Source organism: Nocardioides alcanivorans (assembly GCF_021555175.1).
Lineage (GTDB): Bacteria > Actinomycetota > Actinomycetes > Propionibacteriales > Nocardioidaceae > Nocardioides > Nocardioides alcanivorans.
This window is the reverse complement of record NZ_JAKGRW010000013.1, coordinates 21,175-33,807: the sequence shown is the minus strand read 5'-3', so window position 1 is coordinate 33,807 and position 12,633 is coordinate 21,175. Positions and strand designations below refer to the sequence as shown.

14 protein-coding genes are annotated in these 12,633 nt (G+C 68.4%); 6 read left to right on the top strand and 8 right to left on the bottom strand.

Annotated features, from left to right (window positions below):
• Positions 1-41 precede the first annotated feature (41 nt).
• The 7 genes from L1066_RS07805 to L1066_RS07775 are packed head-to-tail and all read right to left on the bottom strand — an operon-like array spanning position 42 to position 5,976.
• Positions 42-1,076 (bottom strand): hypothetical protein, encoded by a 1,035-nt coding sequence (locus L1066_RS07805; protein ID WP_235735814.1) that lies wholly within the window; start codon positions 1,074-1,076, stop codon positions 42-44.
• A gap of 17 nt (positions 1,077-1,093) precedes the next feature.
• Complete coding sequence (locus L1066_RS07800) at positions 1,094-1,891, bottom strand: hypothetical protein (protein ID WP_235735813.1); 798 nt, start codon at positions 1,889-1,891, stop codon at positions 1,094-1,096.
• A complete protein-coding gene (locus tag L1066_RS07795; RefSeq protein WP_235735812.1) occupies positions 1,878-2,957 on the bottom strand; it encodes a hypothetical protein in 1,080 nt (359 codons plus the stop codon). Before L1066_RS07795 ends, L1066_RS07800 begins: the two co-directional genes overlap by 14 nt.
• Complete coding sequence (locus L1066_RS07790; protein ID WP_235735811.1) at positions 2,954-3,766, bottom strand: heme ABC transporter ATP-binding protein; 813 nt, start codon at positions 3,764-3,766, stop codon at positions 2,954-2,956. The genes L1066_RS07795 and L1066_RS07790 overlap by 4 nt, the downstream gene beginning before the upstream one ends.
• Positions 3,763-4,542, bottom strand: a complete 780-nt coding sequence (locus L1066_RS07785; RefSeq protein ID WP_235735810.1) for a FecCD family ABC transporter permease — start codon at positions 4,540-4,542, stop codon at positions 3,763-3,765. The genes L1066_RS07790 and L1066_RS07785 overlap by 4 nt, the downstream gene beginning before the upstream one ends.
• A complete protein-coding gene (locus L1066_RS07780; RefSeq protein WP_235735809.1) occupies positions 4,542-4,847 on the bottom strand; it encodes a hypothetical protein in 306 nt (101 codons plus the stop codon). The genes L1066_RS07785 and L1066_RS07780 overlap by 1 nt, the downstream gene beginning before the upstream one ends.
• A gap of 34 nt (positions 4,848-4,881) precedes the next feature.
• Positions 4,882-5,976, bottom strand: coding sequence for a heme/hemin ABC transporter substrate-binding protein (locus tag L1066_RS07775; RefSeq protein WP_235735808.1), 1,095 nt, complete (start codon positions 5,974-5,976; stop codon positions 4,882-4,884).
• A 258-nt stretch (positions 5,977-6,234) separates the two neighbouring features.
• Here L1066_RS07775 and L1066_RS07770 point away from each other — a divergent pair, with 258 nt between their 5' ends.
• From L1066_RS07770 to L1066_RS07745, 6 genes are all read left to right on the top strand, one after another.
• Positions 6,235-6,912 (top strand): biliverdin-producing heme oxygenase, encoded by a 678-nt coding sequence (locus L1066_RS07770; protein ID WP_235735807.1) that lies wholly within the window; start codon positions 6,235-6,237, stop codon positions 6,910-6,912.
• 54 nt (positions 6,913-6,966) lie between these two features.
• A complete protein-coding gene (locus tag L1066_RS07765) occupies positions 6,967-7,998 on the top strand; it encodes an NAD-dependent epimerase/dehydratase family protein (protein WP_235735806.1) in 1,032 nt (343 codons plus the stop codon).
• 236 nt (positions 7,999-8,234) lie between these two features.
• Complete coding sequence (locus L1066_RS07760) at positions 8,235-9,026, top strand: crotonase/enoyl-CoA hydratase family protein (protein WP_235735805.1); 792 nt, start codon at positions 8,235-8,237, stop codon at positions 9,024-9,026.
• A gap of 54 nt (positions 9,027-9,080) precedes the next feature.
• On the top strand, positions 9,081-9,407 hold the full coding sequence (locus L1066_RS07755; protein WP_235735804.1) for a PadR family transcriptional regulator: 327 nt from the start codon (positions 9,081-9,083) through the stop codon (positions 9,405-9,407).
• A 2-nt stretch (positions 9,408-9,409) separates the two neighbouring features.
• Positions 9,410-10,381, top strand: coding sequence for a hypothetical protein (locus L1066_RS07750; protein WP_235735803.1), 972 nt, complete (start codon positions 9,410-9,412; stop codon positions 10,379-10,381).
• Positions 10,382-10,390: 9 nt separating this feature from the next.
• Positions 10,391-12,133, top strand: coding sequence for a phospho-sugar mutase (locus tag L1066_RS07745; protein WP_235735802.1), 1,743 nt, complete (start codon positions 10,391-10,393; stop codon positions 12,131-12,133).
• On the opposite strand, the gene L1066_RS07740 is transcribed toward L1066_RS07745, so the two are convergent.
• A complete protein-coding gene (locus L1066_RS07740) occupies positions 12,034-12,579 on the bottom strand; it encodes a hypothetical protein (RefSeq protein ID WP_235735801.1) in 546 nt (181 codons plus the stop codon). The two genes, L1066_RS07745 and L1066_RS07740, sit on opposite strands and share 100 nt — an antisense overlap.
• Positions 12,580-12,633 lie beyond the last annotated feature (54 nt).

Here is a 12,633-nt window from a genome sequence, read left to right as displayed (position 1 = left end):
GGTGCCTTTCTCGGGTTGGGTGTTGCGGTTGGCGGAACGGCTCAGGTCCGAGATCGAGCCGGGATGAAAAGGAGGAGGGCTGCCACGAGTAGCAGCGAACCGACCAGCCACCAGGTGCGGTCAGGTTGGGAATGCGTGGTCGTGGTGGCAGCAGGCTTGATTGCGCCGAGATCTGCCGGAGTCAGCAGCTGTCGCTGGCTCTCGGGGACCTGCGCCGGGAGGCCCGGTGCCAGAGCTGCTGGCACAGGCGCGGCGACCTGCGATTCGGTCGTGGCCCGCTCAGCAGGTGGATCGTTGAGTGGATTCTCGATGACCGGACTGGAGTCATCGTCGTCCTGCGCCGTCTGGTCCACCTCGTCAGAGCTGTCGAAACTGATGGTCAGCGGCAATGGCCTCTTGTAGCTGTTGCCGGAGCTGAGGGCCGAGGAGTACCAGTAGGGCCCGACCCCGACCCTTGCCAAGAAGCGCACCATGCTGGGAGGGAAGGAGCCCTTGTCCTTGCCCGTCGTCTGCTTGTCGAGGTTGGGGAACTCGTCGGTTATGTCTACGGCGACGCCCTGGTAGTCGGGCGTAACGGTGAACCCTTTCTTGCCCAACTTCACCTTGGACAGATCAGCGATCGTGACTTCCGTCGGGTCCAGCTCTTCCCACTGCGATGTGCCTTGCGCGGAACCGAAGCCACCGAGAGTCGCCGTGATCTGTCCTTTCTTTCCCGTCACCGAGAGCCGAGGATCAGTCACGGTGAAGATGGAGTTCCCGCCGTAGTAGACGACCGTGAAGGTGCCTGTCCACTTAATTTCGGCTCGCCGCTCCTTGCGGTCGACCCAACCCTCGCCGCCGTTAATGACGACGTTGTGAATGCTGAAATTCCCCGTGGTGGTGTTGGTCTGGCCCTTGTGATTCTTCTTCCAGCCGTTCCAGACGGCCTCCTGCCAGCCATCCTTGCTGCCCATCCACTTCTGGATCACCACATTGCCCTGCTTGGCACTCCACAGCTTCTTGGGCACCAGCATGTTGGCTTCGCTCAGTCTGATCGTCCCGGCGGAGAAGAAGTTGTATGCGCCTGAGTGCGACATCGCGTTCGATGTGCGGTTCAGCCCCCAGCGGAAGACTGCGTCATCGACCTCGACCGCCGTGGGCTTTGGCTCATCGGTCGGTTCCTTCGACGGCGTGTCGGTCGGTGGTGCGGTCGACGCGCATTCTTCCGGCAGGGTCGAGAGAACCGCAGCGACCGAGACCGGGCTCGGCCGGCCGTTCGCAGTGTCATCGACCTGGTCGACGTGTGGAAAAGCCGGTGTCGCGGGGGTGCCGTCCGGCTCCCCTTGAGGAGGTCGAGGAATGCGTCGGACCACTGGGCAGTGAGTTCATCGGCGGTCATGGTCCGGTCCTTGACGACAACCTGACCCTTGACGGTGATGACCTCGACGGTCGCCGTCCTCAAAGGCTCCTGCTCAGGATCGAACTCGACTATCCCATCCTCGTCCTGCCCCGCGATTCCATAGGCGACCTCGGCGCGCAAGGCGCCGGCCCCGGAACCGTCGAGCGTGACCACGGGATCGGTGATCTTCAGCCAAGCACCCGACTCCTCATCGAAGTGGACCGACGTGCCTTCGAAGGAAGCGTCGACCGATCCGTCGTCGCCAACCTCACCGCTGCCGTTGCGCCACGTCGTGGGCCGGTCGCCAGTGGCGAAGGCCGCCAGATACTTCGAGAGGTCCCATTCCAAAGCACCGCTCTTGATGGTCTGCGTGCATCGCGGGTCGCCGCCGATCGGATCCGCCGACGCCCCCGGCACGTTCATCACCGCACTGAACGCCAGCACCACGGCGAGCACGACCAGCAGGACGGCAGCGACCGGACGAGCGGCGTACCGCGTCTCAGGACTGCGCACGACGCCCCCTCGCCATCAGCAACAGGCGGGCCAGCGCCACCAGCAGCACGGCACCGGCGAGACCGGCGAAGATCATGCCCCACTTCTCGCTGTCGTCGCTCTCGTTGCTCGCCGGTGCGGTCGCGGCGGTGCTCACCTCGTCGGCTGCCCGCACGGCGAACTTCATCGACGGTGGGTTCTTCACCCCGAAGACGCGCAGCTCGTAGGTGCCTGCAGGCAGGTCGACAGGCAGCGTGATGACGCCGGCGAACTGCCCGTTGTCGCCCACCAGGAACGGCCCGGCAGCAGCTCGTCCGTCATCGAAGACCACCGAGAGCTGCGAGTCGGGGGTCATCCCCGAGACGGTGAAGGAGAGCACTCGCCCGGCCACGGCCGACGTCCGGTCGACCTCCAGCTTGGGCTTGCCCAGCTTCACCTTCTTGGGTGTCGTGGTCTCGTCGGCGGAGGCCGGCTCGTCGGCCGAGGTCTCGTCTGCCGGCGCTTCGTCCTGCGCGGTGCTGACCGTCCCGACCGACACCGGCGTGAACGTCTCGTTCTGCGCGTTCTTCACCCCGTGCGCACCGACGGTGATGATCCCGCACTGCACCTTGCGGCAGTCCACCGTCGTGGCCGAACCGTTGCGGCCGACAGCCTGGAAGGTCGGCCCGGGCACCGTGATGGTGGCGCTCCAGGCCCCGCTGTCGCTCATCGTGCCGTGGGCCGACGACGCAGTGTCGGAGCCCGGGAAGGCGATGTAGCGCTGGAAACCCTTGTTGTTAGCCGACTCGGAGTCGGGGATGTATTGGTAGTCCTGTCCGGAGACGCCGCCCTGGCTGGGCTTCCAGCCACTGCCGACAGTGCCGAACCAGACATAGATGCCGCCGTGACCGCCACGAATCGACTGGAAGCCGCTGCCGGAGACGGTCAGCTTCGTCGAGTACTGACCATCGATCTGCGCGCTGCCTGCCGGGTTGCGCACGCTCACCGAGGCTGCCGCGTGGGCGGGAGCCACCGCGAAGACCGGCAGCAGGATGCCCGCGACCAGCGCAACCAGGGTGAGCAGCGACGTACGCCTCGACAACATCAAGCACCTTCCTTGCTGGGCCGGCGCACCGGCACGACCACCAGCTGGCCTTCGTGGCGCAGGACCTGCACCGGATGGGAATAGACCTCGGAGAGGAGGTCCGAGGTGAGTACGTCGTCGGGGCGGCCGAGCGCGCGCACCTCTCCTCTTGCGAGCACACAGACCTGGTCGGCATAGGCCGCCGCCAACGACAGGTCGTGGAGCACGACGACGACCGCCGCGCCTGCGTCGGCAGCCTCACGCACCACCGAGAGCACCTGCTCCTGGTGATGGATGTCGAGGGCCGCGGTCGGCTCGTCGAGCATCAGGACGGGAGTGTCCTGGGCGAGCAACCGGGCAAACGCCGTACGCCCCTGCTCACCACCTGACAGCGTCGGGAAGTGACGGCTCGTCAGGTGGCCGACGTCAGCACGCTTGATCGCCTCGTCGACGATCGCCTCGTCGAGATCGGACTGGGGACTGCGGTGCCACGGCGCCCGCCCCATCATCACCACGTCGCGCACGACGAAGCCGAAGGAGAGCGTCTGCTTCTGCATGAGCACCCCGCGCTCACGTGCCGCATGCTGGGAGCTGAAGCTCCGCAGCGACTCGCCACGCAGTCTGACGTCGCCGTTGGTCGGCGTGTGGTCGCCCGCCAGGACGCCGAGCAGCGTCGACTTGCCGGCACCGTTGGGCCCGACCAGGGCCAGCACTTCGCCTGCGCGCACCTCGACGTCGACGCCCCTGAGGATCTGCGCGTCCCCCAGGGTGAGCGTGACGTCGTGCCCGGCGAGCATGACCTCACCGATGACCGGCTCGATGCGGTGCTTCATGCCCAACCACCTGCCGTCCGCCTAGCCCTGCGGATCAACCAGAAGAAGAAGGGGCCGCCGACGAGTGAGGTGAGCATGCCGATCGGGAGGTCGGCGTTGACGATCGCGGTGCGCGCCCAGAGGTCGGCCGCCGTCAGCAGCACGGCGCCACCCAACGCGCTGGCCGGGATCAGCAGGCGGTGGCCGGGACCGATGATCAACCGCACCAAGTGGGGCACGACCAGGCCGATGAAGGCGATGATGCCGCAGAAGGCCACGGCGCCACCGGTGAGGACGGCAACCACGATGATCGCCTTCATGCGGAGCCGTTCGACGTCGACGCCGACGTGGCGCGCCGCCCGGTCGCCGAGGGCGAGGAGGTCGAGCTGACGCGACATCACGATGGCCGCGGCGACACCGACGACCGCGAGGACTGCGACGATGCCGACCTTCTCCCAGCGGGCGCCGTTGAGGCTGCCGAGCTGCCAGAAGACGATCTCCTCGCGGGCCGAGGTGTTGGCCAGGAAGAGCAGGAACGCCAGGCCGGCGCTGGTCATCGCGTTCAGCGCGATGCCGGTCAGCACCAGGGTGACGACCTCGGTACGCCCGCCCTCCCGGGAGAGGAAGTAGACGAGGAAGGTGGTGATGAGACCGCCGAGGAAGGCGGCGATCGCGATGGTCCAGCTGCCTGCGAAGTCGAGTTCGAAGACGATCACGGCGGCGGCGGCCACGGCAGCGCCGGAGGAGACCCCGACCACGCCGGGCTCGGCCAGCGGGTTGCCGAAGACGCCCTGCATCACCGCACCTGCGGTGGCGAGGACGCACCGACCAGCACGGCGATGGCCACCCGCGGGAACCGCACGTTCCAGAGCGCGTCGTCACCACGCGGATGGGTCGGCATCGGACCGATGTCGAGGCCCAGCTTGTGCATCACCGACCCGAGCACCTCTTGCGGCGGCACGTTGACCGCACCTTGCCCGGCGCCGAACAGCACCACGACCACCAGCAGCGCACCGAGGACGGCGAAGAGTCCGACCTTCGTCGCGACGCGACCGGCGATCCGGTCGCGGAGGCTGCCGAGCCCCGCGGTGACGGTGGTCATCGGCACCCCGAGTCGAGCGTCGTCGTACGGATGCTCACGTCAGCGACCCCGGAGCGTAGATGGCGACGGCGAGAGCATTGAGCACCTGGGCGGTCATGGGCCCGTAGCCGAGGATCTGGGAGTCGGACATGTCGACGACGCGCTGGTTCTCGCCGGCCGGAGTGCTGGCCAGCGCCGGGACCTTCTCCAGCAGCCCGTCGACACCGCCGACCGACTCGAGCCCCTTCGACATGAGGAGCACCAGGTCGGGTTGCGCCTCGATCAATGCCTCCGCAGTGACCGAGCGGGAGCCCTTCCAGTTGATCTCCTTCGCCACGTCGTAGAGCCCGAGCGCCTCGATCAACGTGTCGGCACCCGACCCCTCACCGAAGAGCTGGTAGGTGTTGGCCTGCCCACGGACGTAGAGGAAGATCGTCCGCAACTGGCCCGACTCCTGCTGAGGAGCGACCTTCGCGATCTTGGCGAGCACGTCGTCGATCTGGGCCTGGCTGCGCTCGGCAAGGACCTTGCCCTCGGCCGGCACCCCCAGGGCGGTGGCGACCTCGTCGATCAGCGAGGAGACGTTGTCGATCGAGCGCGTGGAGTCGACGACGACCACCGGGATGCCCGCCTCGCGCATCTGCAAGATGACGTCCCACGGACCGAGGGAGGTGTCGGTGATGATCAACGTGGGGTCGAGATCGAGGATCGACTCGGCACTGAGGTCGTGACCGCCGTGGGTGACCAGCGGGAGATCCTGCGCCTCCTCGAACTGCGTCGACACGTCCCGCCCGATGAGCGTGTCGCCCAGGCCGAGCTCGTAGGTGATCCGCGACAGCGAGCCGTAGACGTCGAGCGCCAGGACCCGTGACGTGTCCTTGACGGTGACCTTGGTGCCTTGGTTGTCGGTGACGGTGACCGGGAGCTTCTGCTCGGGGTTGTCGGCGACGGGGTGGACGGCCGGGTCCGCAGCCACCGCGGTGGCCGGCCCCTTCCAGTCACGTACGTCGTCGAGCGGCGTCACGCTGTCGAGGTCGGGGGCGGCTGTGCCCGTGGCGCCGTGGGCGTCCTCGGACTTGTCGACCTCGATCCCGCACGCAGCGAGCAGCGTCAGGACTACGGCCAGAACTACGGCGACGACGCGGCGCACCGGATCACTCCCCTCACCTCGACCCATCGGGTGGGCCGCTTGATTCCGAGGCATCAAGCGCGACGGTCCGCCGCGTGAAGCCTCTCGCAATTTTCCCCCAACTCAGGTTAGCCTAACTTCATCCACGTGGCGTTGACAAGTTGTCGGCATCACAGTTGACAACCTGTCCACATGTTTTGGACAATGTGTCAGAGCCACGTCCCGGCGACACCCAATCGCCCGTCGCCGACGCGGCACCCAGACACCAGAGGAGCCACCATGACCGCGCTCGACACCGCACCGACCACCACTCCGCTCTCCGTTGCCATGCGCGAGGGCTCGATGTCGGAACATGAGCAGGCCGAGCACGCCGGCTTCACCACCGACTTGATGGCCGGCAAGATCAACGCCCTCGGCTACCTGCACTACCTCGAGGGCCTGCGCACCGTCTACCGCGCCCTCGAGAAGGTTGGCCGCGAGCTCGCGACCACCAGCCCGGTCGACGGCATCCACGACACCCAGCTCGAGCGCAGCAGCGCCCTCGACGCCGACATCGACTACTGGGCAGCTCGTGCCGGCGTCGCGGCAGGCAGCCACTCCTCCCCCGCCGCCGAGGCCTACGCGGCTCGGATCGAGGCCACGGTCGACAACCCGGCCCGTTACGCCGCGCACCACTACACCCGCTACCTGGGCGACCTCTCCGGCGGCCTGGCCATCGGCCGCATCCTGGCCCGCACCTACGAGCTCGACGCCGATGGCGAAGGCCTCTCCTTCTATCGCTTCGAGCAGATCGAGAAGCCGAAGGTCTACAAGGACGGCTACCGCGCAGCCCTCGACGCGCTGCCGGTGACCGCCGAACAGCGCGATGAGATCGTCACCGAGGTCAAGGCCGCCTTCGGCTGCAACCAGGCCTTCTTCGTCGAGCTCGGCGAGAACCTGGCGGCCTACCAGCGCTGATCCGGCGGGGATTCTTGAGGCCGGCGAGGCCGCCGGAGTCGTAGGCTCGCTGCCATGCAGATCCTCGTCTCCGGCGCCGCCGGCTCCATTGGCCAGGCGATCGTCCCCGCACTGACCGCGGCCGGGCACGGCGTCACCGGTCTCGACCTCGTCGAGACACCCGGCCACGCCGACGGCGGATGGCACGTCGCCGACTGCACGGACGCGGACGCCGTACTCGACGCAGTGGCGGCCCAGCCACTCGACGCCGTCGTCCACCTCGCCGGCAACCCGGCCGAGGCCAGCCTGCCGGACTCGCTTGCCTCCCACGTGCTGACCACGGCGGCGCTCCTGGACGCCATGGTCACCCACGGCGTCGGCCGCCTCGTCTACGCCTCCTCCAACCACGCCGTCGGCCGTACGCCGGCCGGCGAGTTGGTCGGCACCGACGCGGCTCCGCGCCCCGACACCTATTACGGCGTCAGCAAGATCGCCGCCGAGGCACTGATGCAGCTCTTCGCCGATCGCCATGGCATCGACGCCGTCGCCTGCCGCATCGGATCCTTCCTGCCCGAGCCCGTGCACCGCCGCCATCTCGCCACCTGGCTCTCCCCCGACGACTGTGTGCGCATGGTGGAGGCCGCGCTCGCCGCACCCGCGCCGGGTTTCGCAACTCTCTACGGCATCTCCGCCAACACCCGCGCCTGGTGGGATCTCGCACCGGGAAGGGCACTCGGCTACCACCCACAAGACGATGCCGAGGCGTGGGCGGCTCTCCTCCCCCAGCGCCCCGAGGACGACTTCGAGGCATCGATGGTCGGCGGCCCCTTCGCCGGCGAGGGGCCTGGCGCCCGGCGCTCGACTGAGTCAGCGAGCCGTCCGGAGCCATTCGCCCAGTCCGCGCCGGCACCCGCGCATCATCGCGTCGTGGTTCCAGCGCAACACCGGCTCGACCGGCCGCAACAACGGTGCCGCCCAGGCGACCCCGAGATCCACCTCCTGCTCGAAGTCGAGCCTCGTGCCGCCGTACGCCGAGGTCAACAGCCAGCGCACCCGCCCGTCGAGGTCGCCACTGACCGAGGTCTCCAGGCGGCCGACCTGCCGTGATTGCGCATGCAACAACAGGTCGAGGGTCCACGGCATCACCGAACGACAACGTACCCACGCGTCGTCGGCGCCCATCCTCGCCACCGCTCGCACCTGCGGCCACCAGCGCGGATAGCTGCCGAGGTCGAGGAGCACCTCGTGCAACCGGGCGGCCTCGTGCGGGACCCACCACGAGTGGCGGAACACGAATCGGCGAGCGGAATCCATTCGGTTAGCCTGTCACCATGAACCTACTGGTGAGTAACTCTGTCGAGAACGGCATCGCCCACGTCCGGCTGACCCGCCCCGAGAAGCTCAACGGGCTCACCATCGACACCCTCGACCAGCTCATCGCCACTGCCCGCGACTTGCGCCGCGACACCACCCTGCGCACAGTGATCATCTCCGGGGAGGGCGACTCCTTCTGCGCCGGCCTCGACTTCGGCACCGTGATGAGGAAGCCGCAACGCATCGCCGGTGCACTGGTGCCGCTGCCCTGGCGCGGCACCAACAAGTTCCAGGAGGCCTGCTGGGCCTGGCGTCGCCTGCCGGTTCCGGTGATCGCGGCCGTGCACGGTCACTGCTTCGGCGGCGGACTCCAGCTCGCCCTGGCCGCCGACTTCCGGATCTCCACCCCTGACGCCGAATGGTCAGTGCTCGAGGCGAAGTGGGGCCTCGTCCCCGACATGTCGGGCGTGCAGTCACTCGCCGAGCTCGTCGGCATCGAGACCGCGAAGCGGCTCACCATGACCGCTCGCGTCCTCTCCGGCAAGACAGCCCACGACATCGGCCTCGTCGGCGAGCTCGCCGACGACCCCGTGGCAGCGGCCCGCGACTTCGCGGACGAGTTGGCCAGCCGCTCTCCCGACCAGCTCGCGGCAACGAAGCGACTCTTCGGCGACACCTGGCACGCGGGCCCGCGGCGTACGTTCGCACGCGAGCGCTGGGAGCAGTACTTCCTGCTCGCGTCCGCCAACACCAGGGCTGCGCGTGAGGCGGCCGCCAAGAAGATTGCCCCCACCTTCGCTCCGCGGTCGCGTCGGTTCTAGCCGGCCATGCTGTTCGTTTGACGATAGTGTGCGACACACACTATCGTGTTGGACGTGAGTGATTCCGACGTACTTGCCAGCCACCTCCAGGAGTTGCGCCGCGGCACCGTGGTCATGGCGGCGCTGGCCACGCTGAGTCGGCCCACCTACGGCTACGCACTGCTCGAGTCCCTGAGCAGGGCAGGTTTCGCCGTGGACGGCAACACCCTCTATCCCCTGCTCCGGCGGTTGGAGAAGCAGGGGTTGCTGACCAGCGAGTGGAACACCGAGGAGTCACGCCCACGCAAGTTCTATCGGGTCAGCCCGGACGGCGATGCCCTGCTGGCGTCGCTGCTCGCCGAGTGGCAAGCCCTCCACACGTCCATCGAGAAGTTGAGGTAGTCATGGCCACCCTCACCGAGAAGTACGTCCACGCGGTCACCCGCTCCCTCCCCGAGGACCAGCGTGACGACGTCGCCGACGAGCTCCGAGCCACCATCGCCGACCGGGCGGACTCACTGCGGCACGAAGACGGGCAGCTCGACCAGGAGCAAGCCGAGTACGCCGCCGTCGCCGAGCTCGACGACCCGATCCGACTGTCTGCCCGCTATGCCGGACGACCGCTGCACCTGATCGGTCCGGCCGTCTATCCGAGCTACGTGCGGCTGCTGAAGGCGATCCTCCTCGCCGTCCTGCCCGTCATCGCGGTGGTGACCGTCGTCGTGCAGGTCCTCGACGGCGACAACGTGGGAGCGGTCGTCGGCCACACGGCGTGGACGACCTTCACGGTCGGCGTCCAGATCGTCTTCTGGGTCACGTTGGTCTGCATCCTCGTCGAACGCGGTTCCGCGCCGGAGGACGTGACGAAGAACCTCGGCGCCGACTGGTCGCCCGACGATCTGCCGGAGCCGCCGAGAGCCACCCAGTTCCCCCTCGGCGAGCTGATCGCCTCGGTGGTCTTCCTGCTGGTTGCCATCGCCTTCCTCGTCGGCCAGCACTTCTGGACCTGGCACGAGGACGGCAGCGAGGCGCTGCCGATGCTCGATCCCGACCTCTGGACCTTCTGGCTGCCGTTCCTGATCGCGGTGGCGATCGCGATGATCGGCTTCGAGATCATCAAGTGGCGCACCGGGCACTGGACCAGCGGGCTGGCGATCGCCAACACCGTACTGGGGCTCCTCTTCGCGGCACCCGTCGTCTGGCTGGCGGCCACCGACCGCCTCCTCAACCCCGCCCTGCTGCCGGTGATCGACGAGCACGTCGGCGACCCCGGCCACATCAACACCGTCATCGTCATCGCGACCGTGGCGATCACGCTCTGGGACCTCGTCGACTCCTGGCGCAAGGTCGACGACACCCCCGGCGAGTTGAACTAACCTCGCTCCATGGACGGATCACTGCTGGAACTGGCCCGTGCCTGGGCCGCCGAGGACCCCGACCCCCAGACGCGAGCCGAGCTGGACCAGGCGATTGCCGCGGTCGAGGTCGGTGGTGACTCCGTCGAACTCGCCGATGCCTTCCGGGCCCCGCTCGCCTTCGGCACGGCCGGACTGCGTGGCGAGCTCGGGGCGGGGCCCAATCGGATGAACCGGGTGGTGGTCACCCGCGCCGCAGCGGGCCTGGCTGCGCACCTGCTCGCCTCCGGCGCCCGGCCCGGCGACACGGTGGTGATCGGTTTCGACGCGCGCCACAACTCCGACGTCTTCGCCCGCGACACCGCCGAGGTGATGACCGGGGCGGGCCTCGAGGCGCAGGTCATGCCACGACCGCTGCCCACCCCCGTGCTCGCCTTCGCGATCCGTGACCTCGGCGCCGTGGCCGGCGTGATGGTGACCGCCAGCCACAACCCGCCCCGCGACAACGGCTACAAGGTCTATCTCGGTGACGGCAGCCAGATCGTCGCGCCCGTCGATGCCCGGATCGCCGAGCAGATCGCCTCCGTCGGCCGACTGGCCGACATCCCGCGCGGCGATGCGGGCAGCGTGGTTGAGGAGGCCCTGCTGGAACGGTACGTCGCAGCCGCCCGTGCCGTCGTACCAGCGGGTCCACGCGACCTGCGCATCGTCTACACACCGATGCACGGCGTCGGCAATGACACCTTCCTGGCAGTCCTGGAGCAGGCGGGCTTCGCAGCGCCGCACGTCGTCGCTGCGCAGCAGCAGCCCGACCCCGACTTCCCGACCGTCGCCTTCCCCAACCCGGAGGAGCCCGGCGCGATGGACCTCGCCATGGCGCTGGCCGAGGAGGTCGGGGCCGACCTCGTTGTCGCGAACGACCCCGACGCCGACCGCTGCGCCGCTGCAGTTCCCGGACCGCACGGGTGGCGGATGCTCCGCGGTGACGAGGTCGGGGCGCTGCTCGGGGCGCACCTGCTGGCCACCGGAAAGCAGGGCGTCTACGCCCAGTCGATCGTGTCGTCCTCCCTACTCGGCAAGCTCGCCCGAGCATCCGGTCAGCCTCACGAGGAGACGTTGACCGGCTTCAAGTGGATCGGCCGCATCCCGGGACTCGCCTTCGGCTACGAGGAGGCGTTGGGCTACTGCGTCGACCCTGCCCACGTGCGGGACAAGGACGGGGTGTCAGCAGCGCTGCTGCTGTGCCACGTGGCAGCGATCGCGAAGGCCGACGGGCGTGGTCTGGTCGACCTGCTCGACGACATCGCCCGCGAACACGGGCTGCACGCCACCGACCAGGTCTCGGTGCGCGTCACCGACCTGCACCTCATCCCCGCTGCGATGACTCGGCTCCGTGAGCAGCCGCCAGCCGCGATCGGCGGTCTCGCGGTGCAGCGCATCGAAGACCTCAGCCAGGGATCCGACGACCTGCCTCCGACCGACGGATTGCGCTACTCGCTCGCCGACGGCGCCCGGGTGATCGTGCGGCCCAGTGGCACCGAGCCGAAGGTGAAGTGCTACCTCGAGGTCGTCGTACCCGTCGAGGACGAGGGGGCGTCGATGCCGCCCGCATCGCAGCCGCCGGTCGCCTGGACGCACTCGGCGAGGGCATCCGCGCTGCGGCCGGTCTCTGATCAGGCGATCAGCGCGCCGACCGCCACGAGCGCCACCAGGGCGGCGAGGATGCCGATGCGCAGCTGGGACGGCACCCGCTCGACCGGCCCCGGTTGCTGACCGAGCTCCCGAGCCTCCGTGGCTCGGTGCGTCAGCCGTGCCTCGACCAGGTCGGGATAGTTGGTCAGCGGATCCTTCGGGGCGTTCTTGGCGATCTCGCGGCGCGAGCGGGAGATCGCCGCAAAGGTGAGCCGGTCGCCCTCGGCGAGCCGCACGATCAACGCCATCCGCACCTCGGCCTCGGTGATCGACGCCAACGGCACACGGGTGGTGTGGAAGGAGTTGTTGAGCTCCAGGTGGCCGTCACGCACGCTCGCCTGGGTCTGCAGCACGGCCACCCAGACGAGGTAGCCGAAGAGCAGGAGCACCGGCACCGCGACGAGATCCTGACTCTGGTAGCCGTTCGCGATGACCACGACGATGCCCACGGTGACCGCGACGACGCCGAACCATCCCACCGCGCGTCCGTTGGACGGCGGGAAGCGGTCCTCATCCTGCAGGGCCATGAATCACTCCGATGATCTGTCGCACTCGATTTGTTGCAAGCCGGTCACAGAACC

What these genes read in the sequence shown, in the direction of transcription:
- L1066_RS07805 (WP_235735814.1), bottom strand. Translation starts at nt 1,076, where the DNA reads ATGTCGCACTCAGGCGCATACAACTTCTTCTCCGCCGGGACGATCAGA.
- L1066_RS07790 (WP_235735811.1), bottom strand. Translation starts at nt 3,766, where the DNA reads ATGAAGCACCGCATCGAGCCGGTCATCGGTGAGGTCATGCTCGCCGGG.
- L1066_RS07785 (WP_235735810.1), bottom strand. Translation starts at nt 4,542, where the DNA reads ATGCAGGGCGTCTTCGGCAACCCGCTGGCCGAGCCCGGCGTGGTCGGG.
- L1066_RS07780 (WP_235735809.1), bottom strand. Translation starts at nt 4,847, where the DNA reads ATGACCACCGTCACCGCGGGGCTCGGCAGCCTCCGCGACCGGATCGCC.
- L1066_RS07770 (WP_235735807.1), top strand. Translation starts at nt 6,235, where the DNA reads ATGACCGCGCTCGACACCGCACCGACCACCACTCCGCTCTCCGTTGCC.
- L1066_RS07765 (WP_235735806.1), top strand. Translation starts at nt 6,967, where the DNA reads ATGCAGATCCTCGTCTCCGGCGCCGCCGGCTCCATTGGCCAGGCGATC.
- L1066_RS07750 (WP_235735803.1), top strand. Translation starts at nt 9,410, where the DNA reads ATGGCCACCCTCACCGAGAAGTACGTCCACGCGGTCACCCGCTCCCTC.
- L1066_RS07745 (WP_235735802.1), top strand. Translation starts at nt 10,391, where the DNA reads ATGGACGGATCACTGCTGGAACTGGCCCGTGCCTGGGCCGCCGAGGAC.
- L1066_RS07740 (WP_235735801.1), bottom strand. Translation starts at nt 12,579, where the DNA reads ATGGCCCTGCAGGATGAGGACCGCTTCCCGCCGTCCAACGGACGCGCG.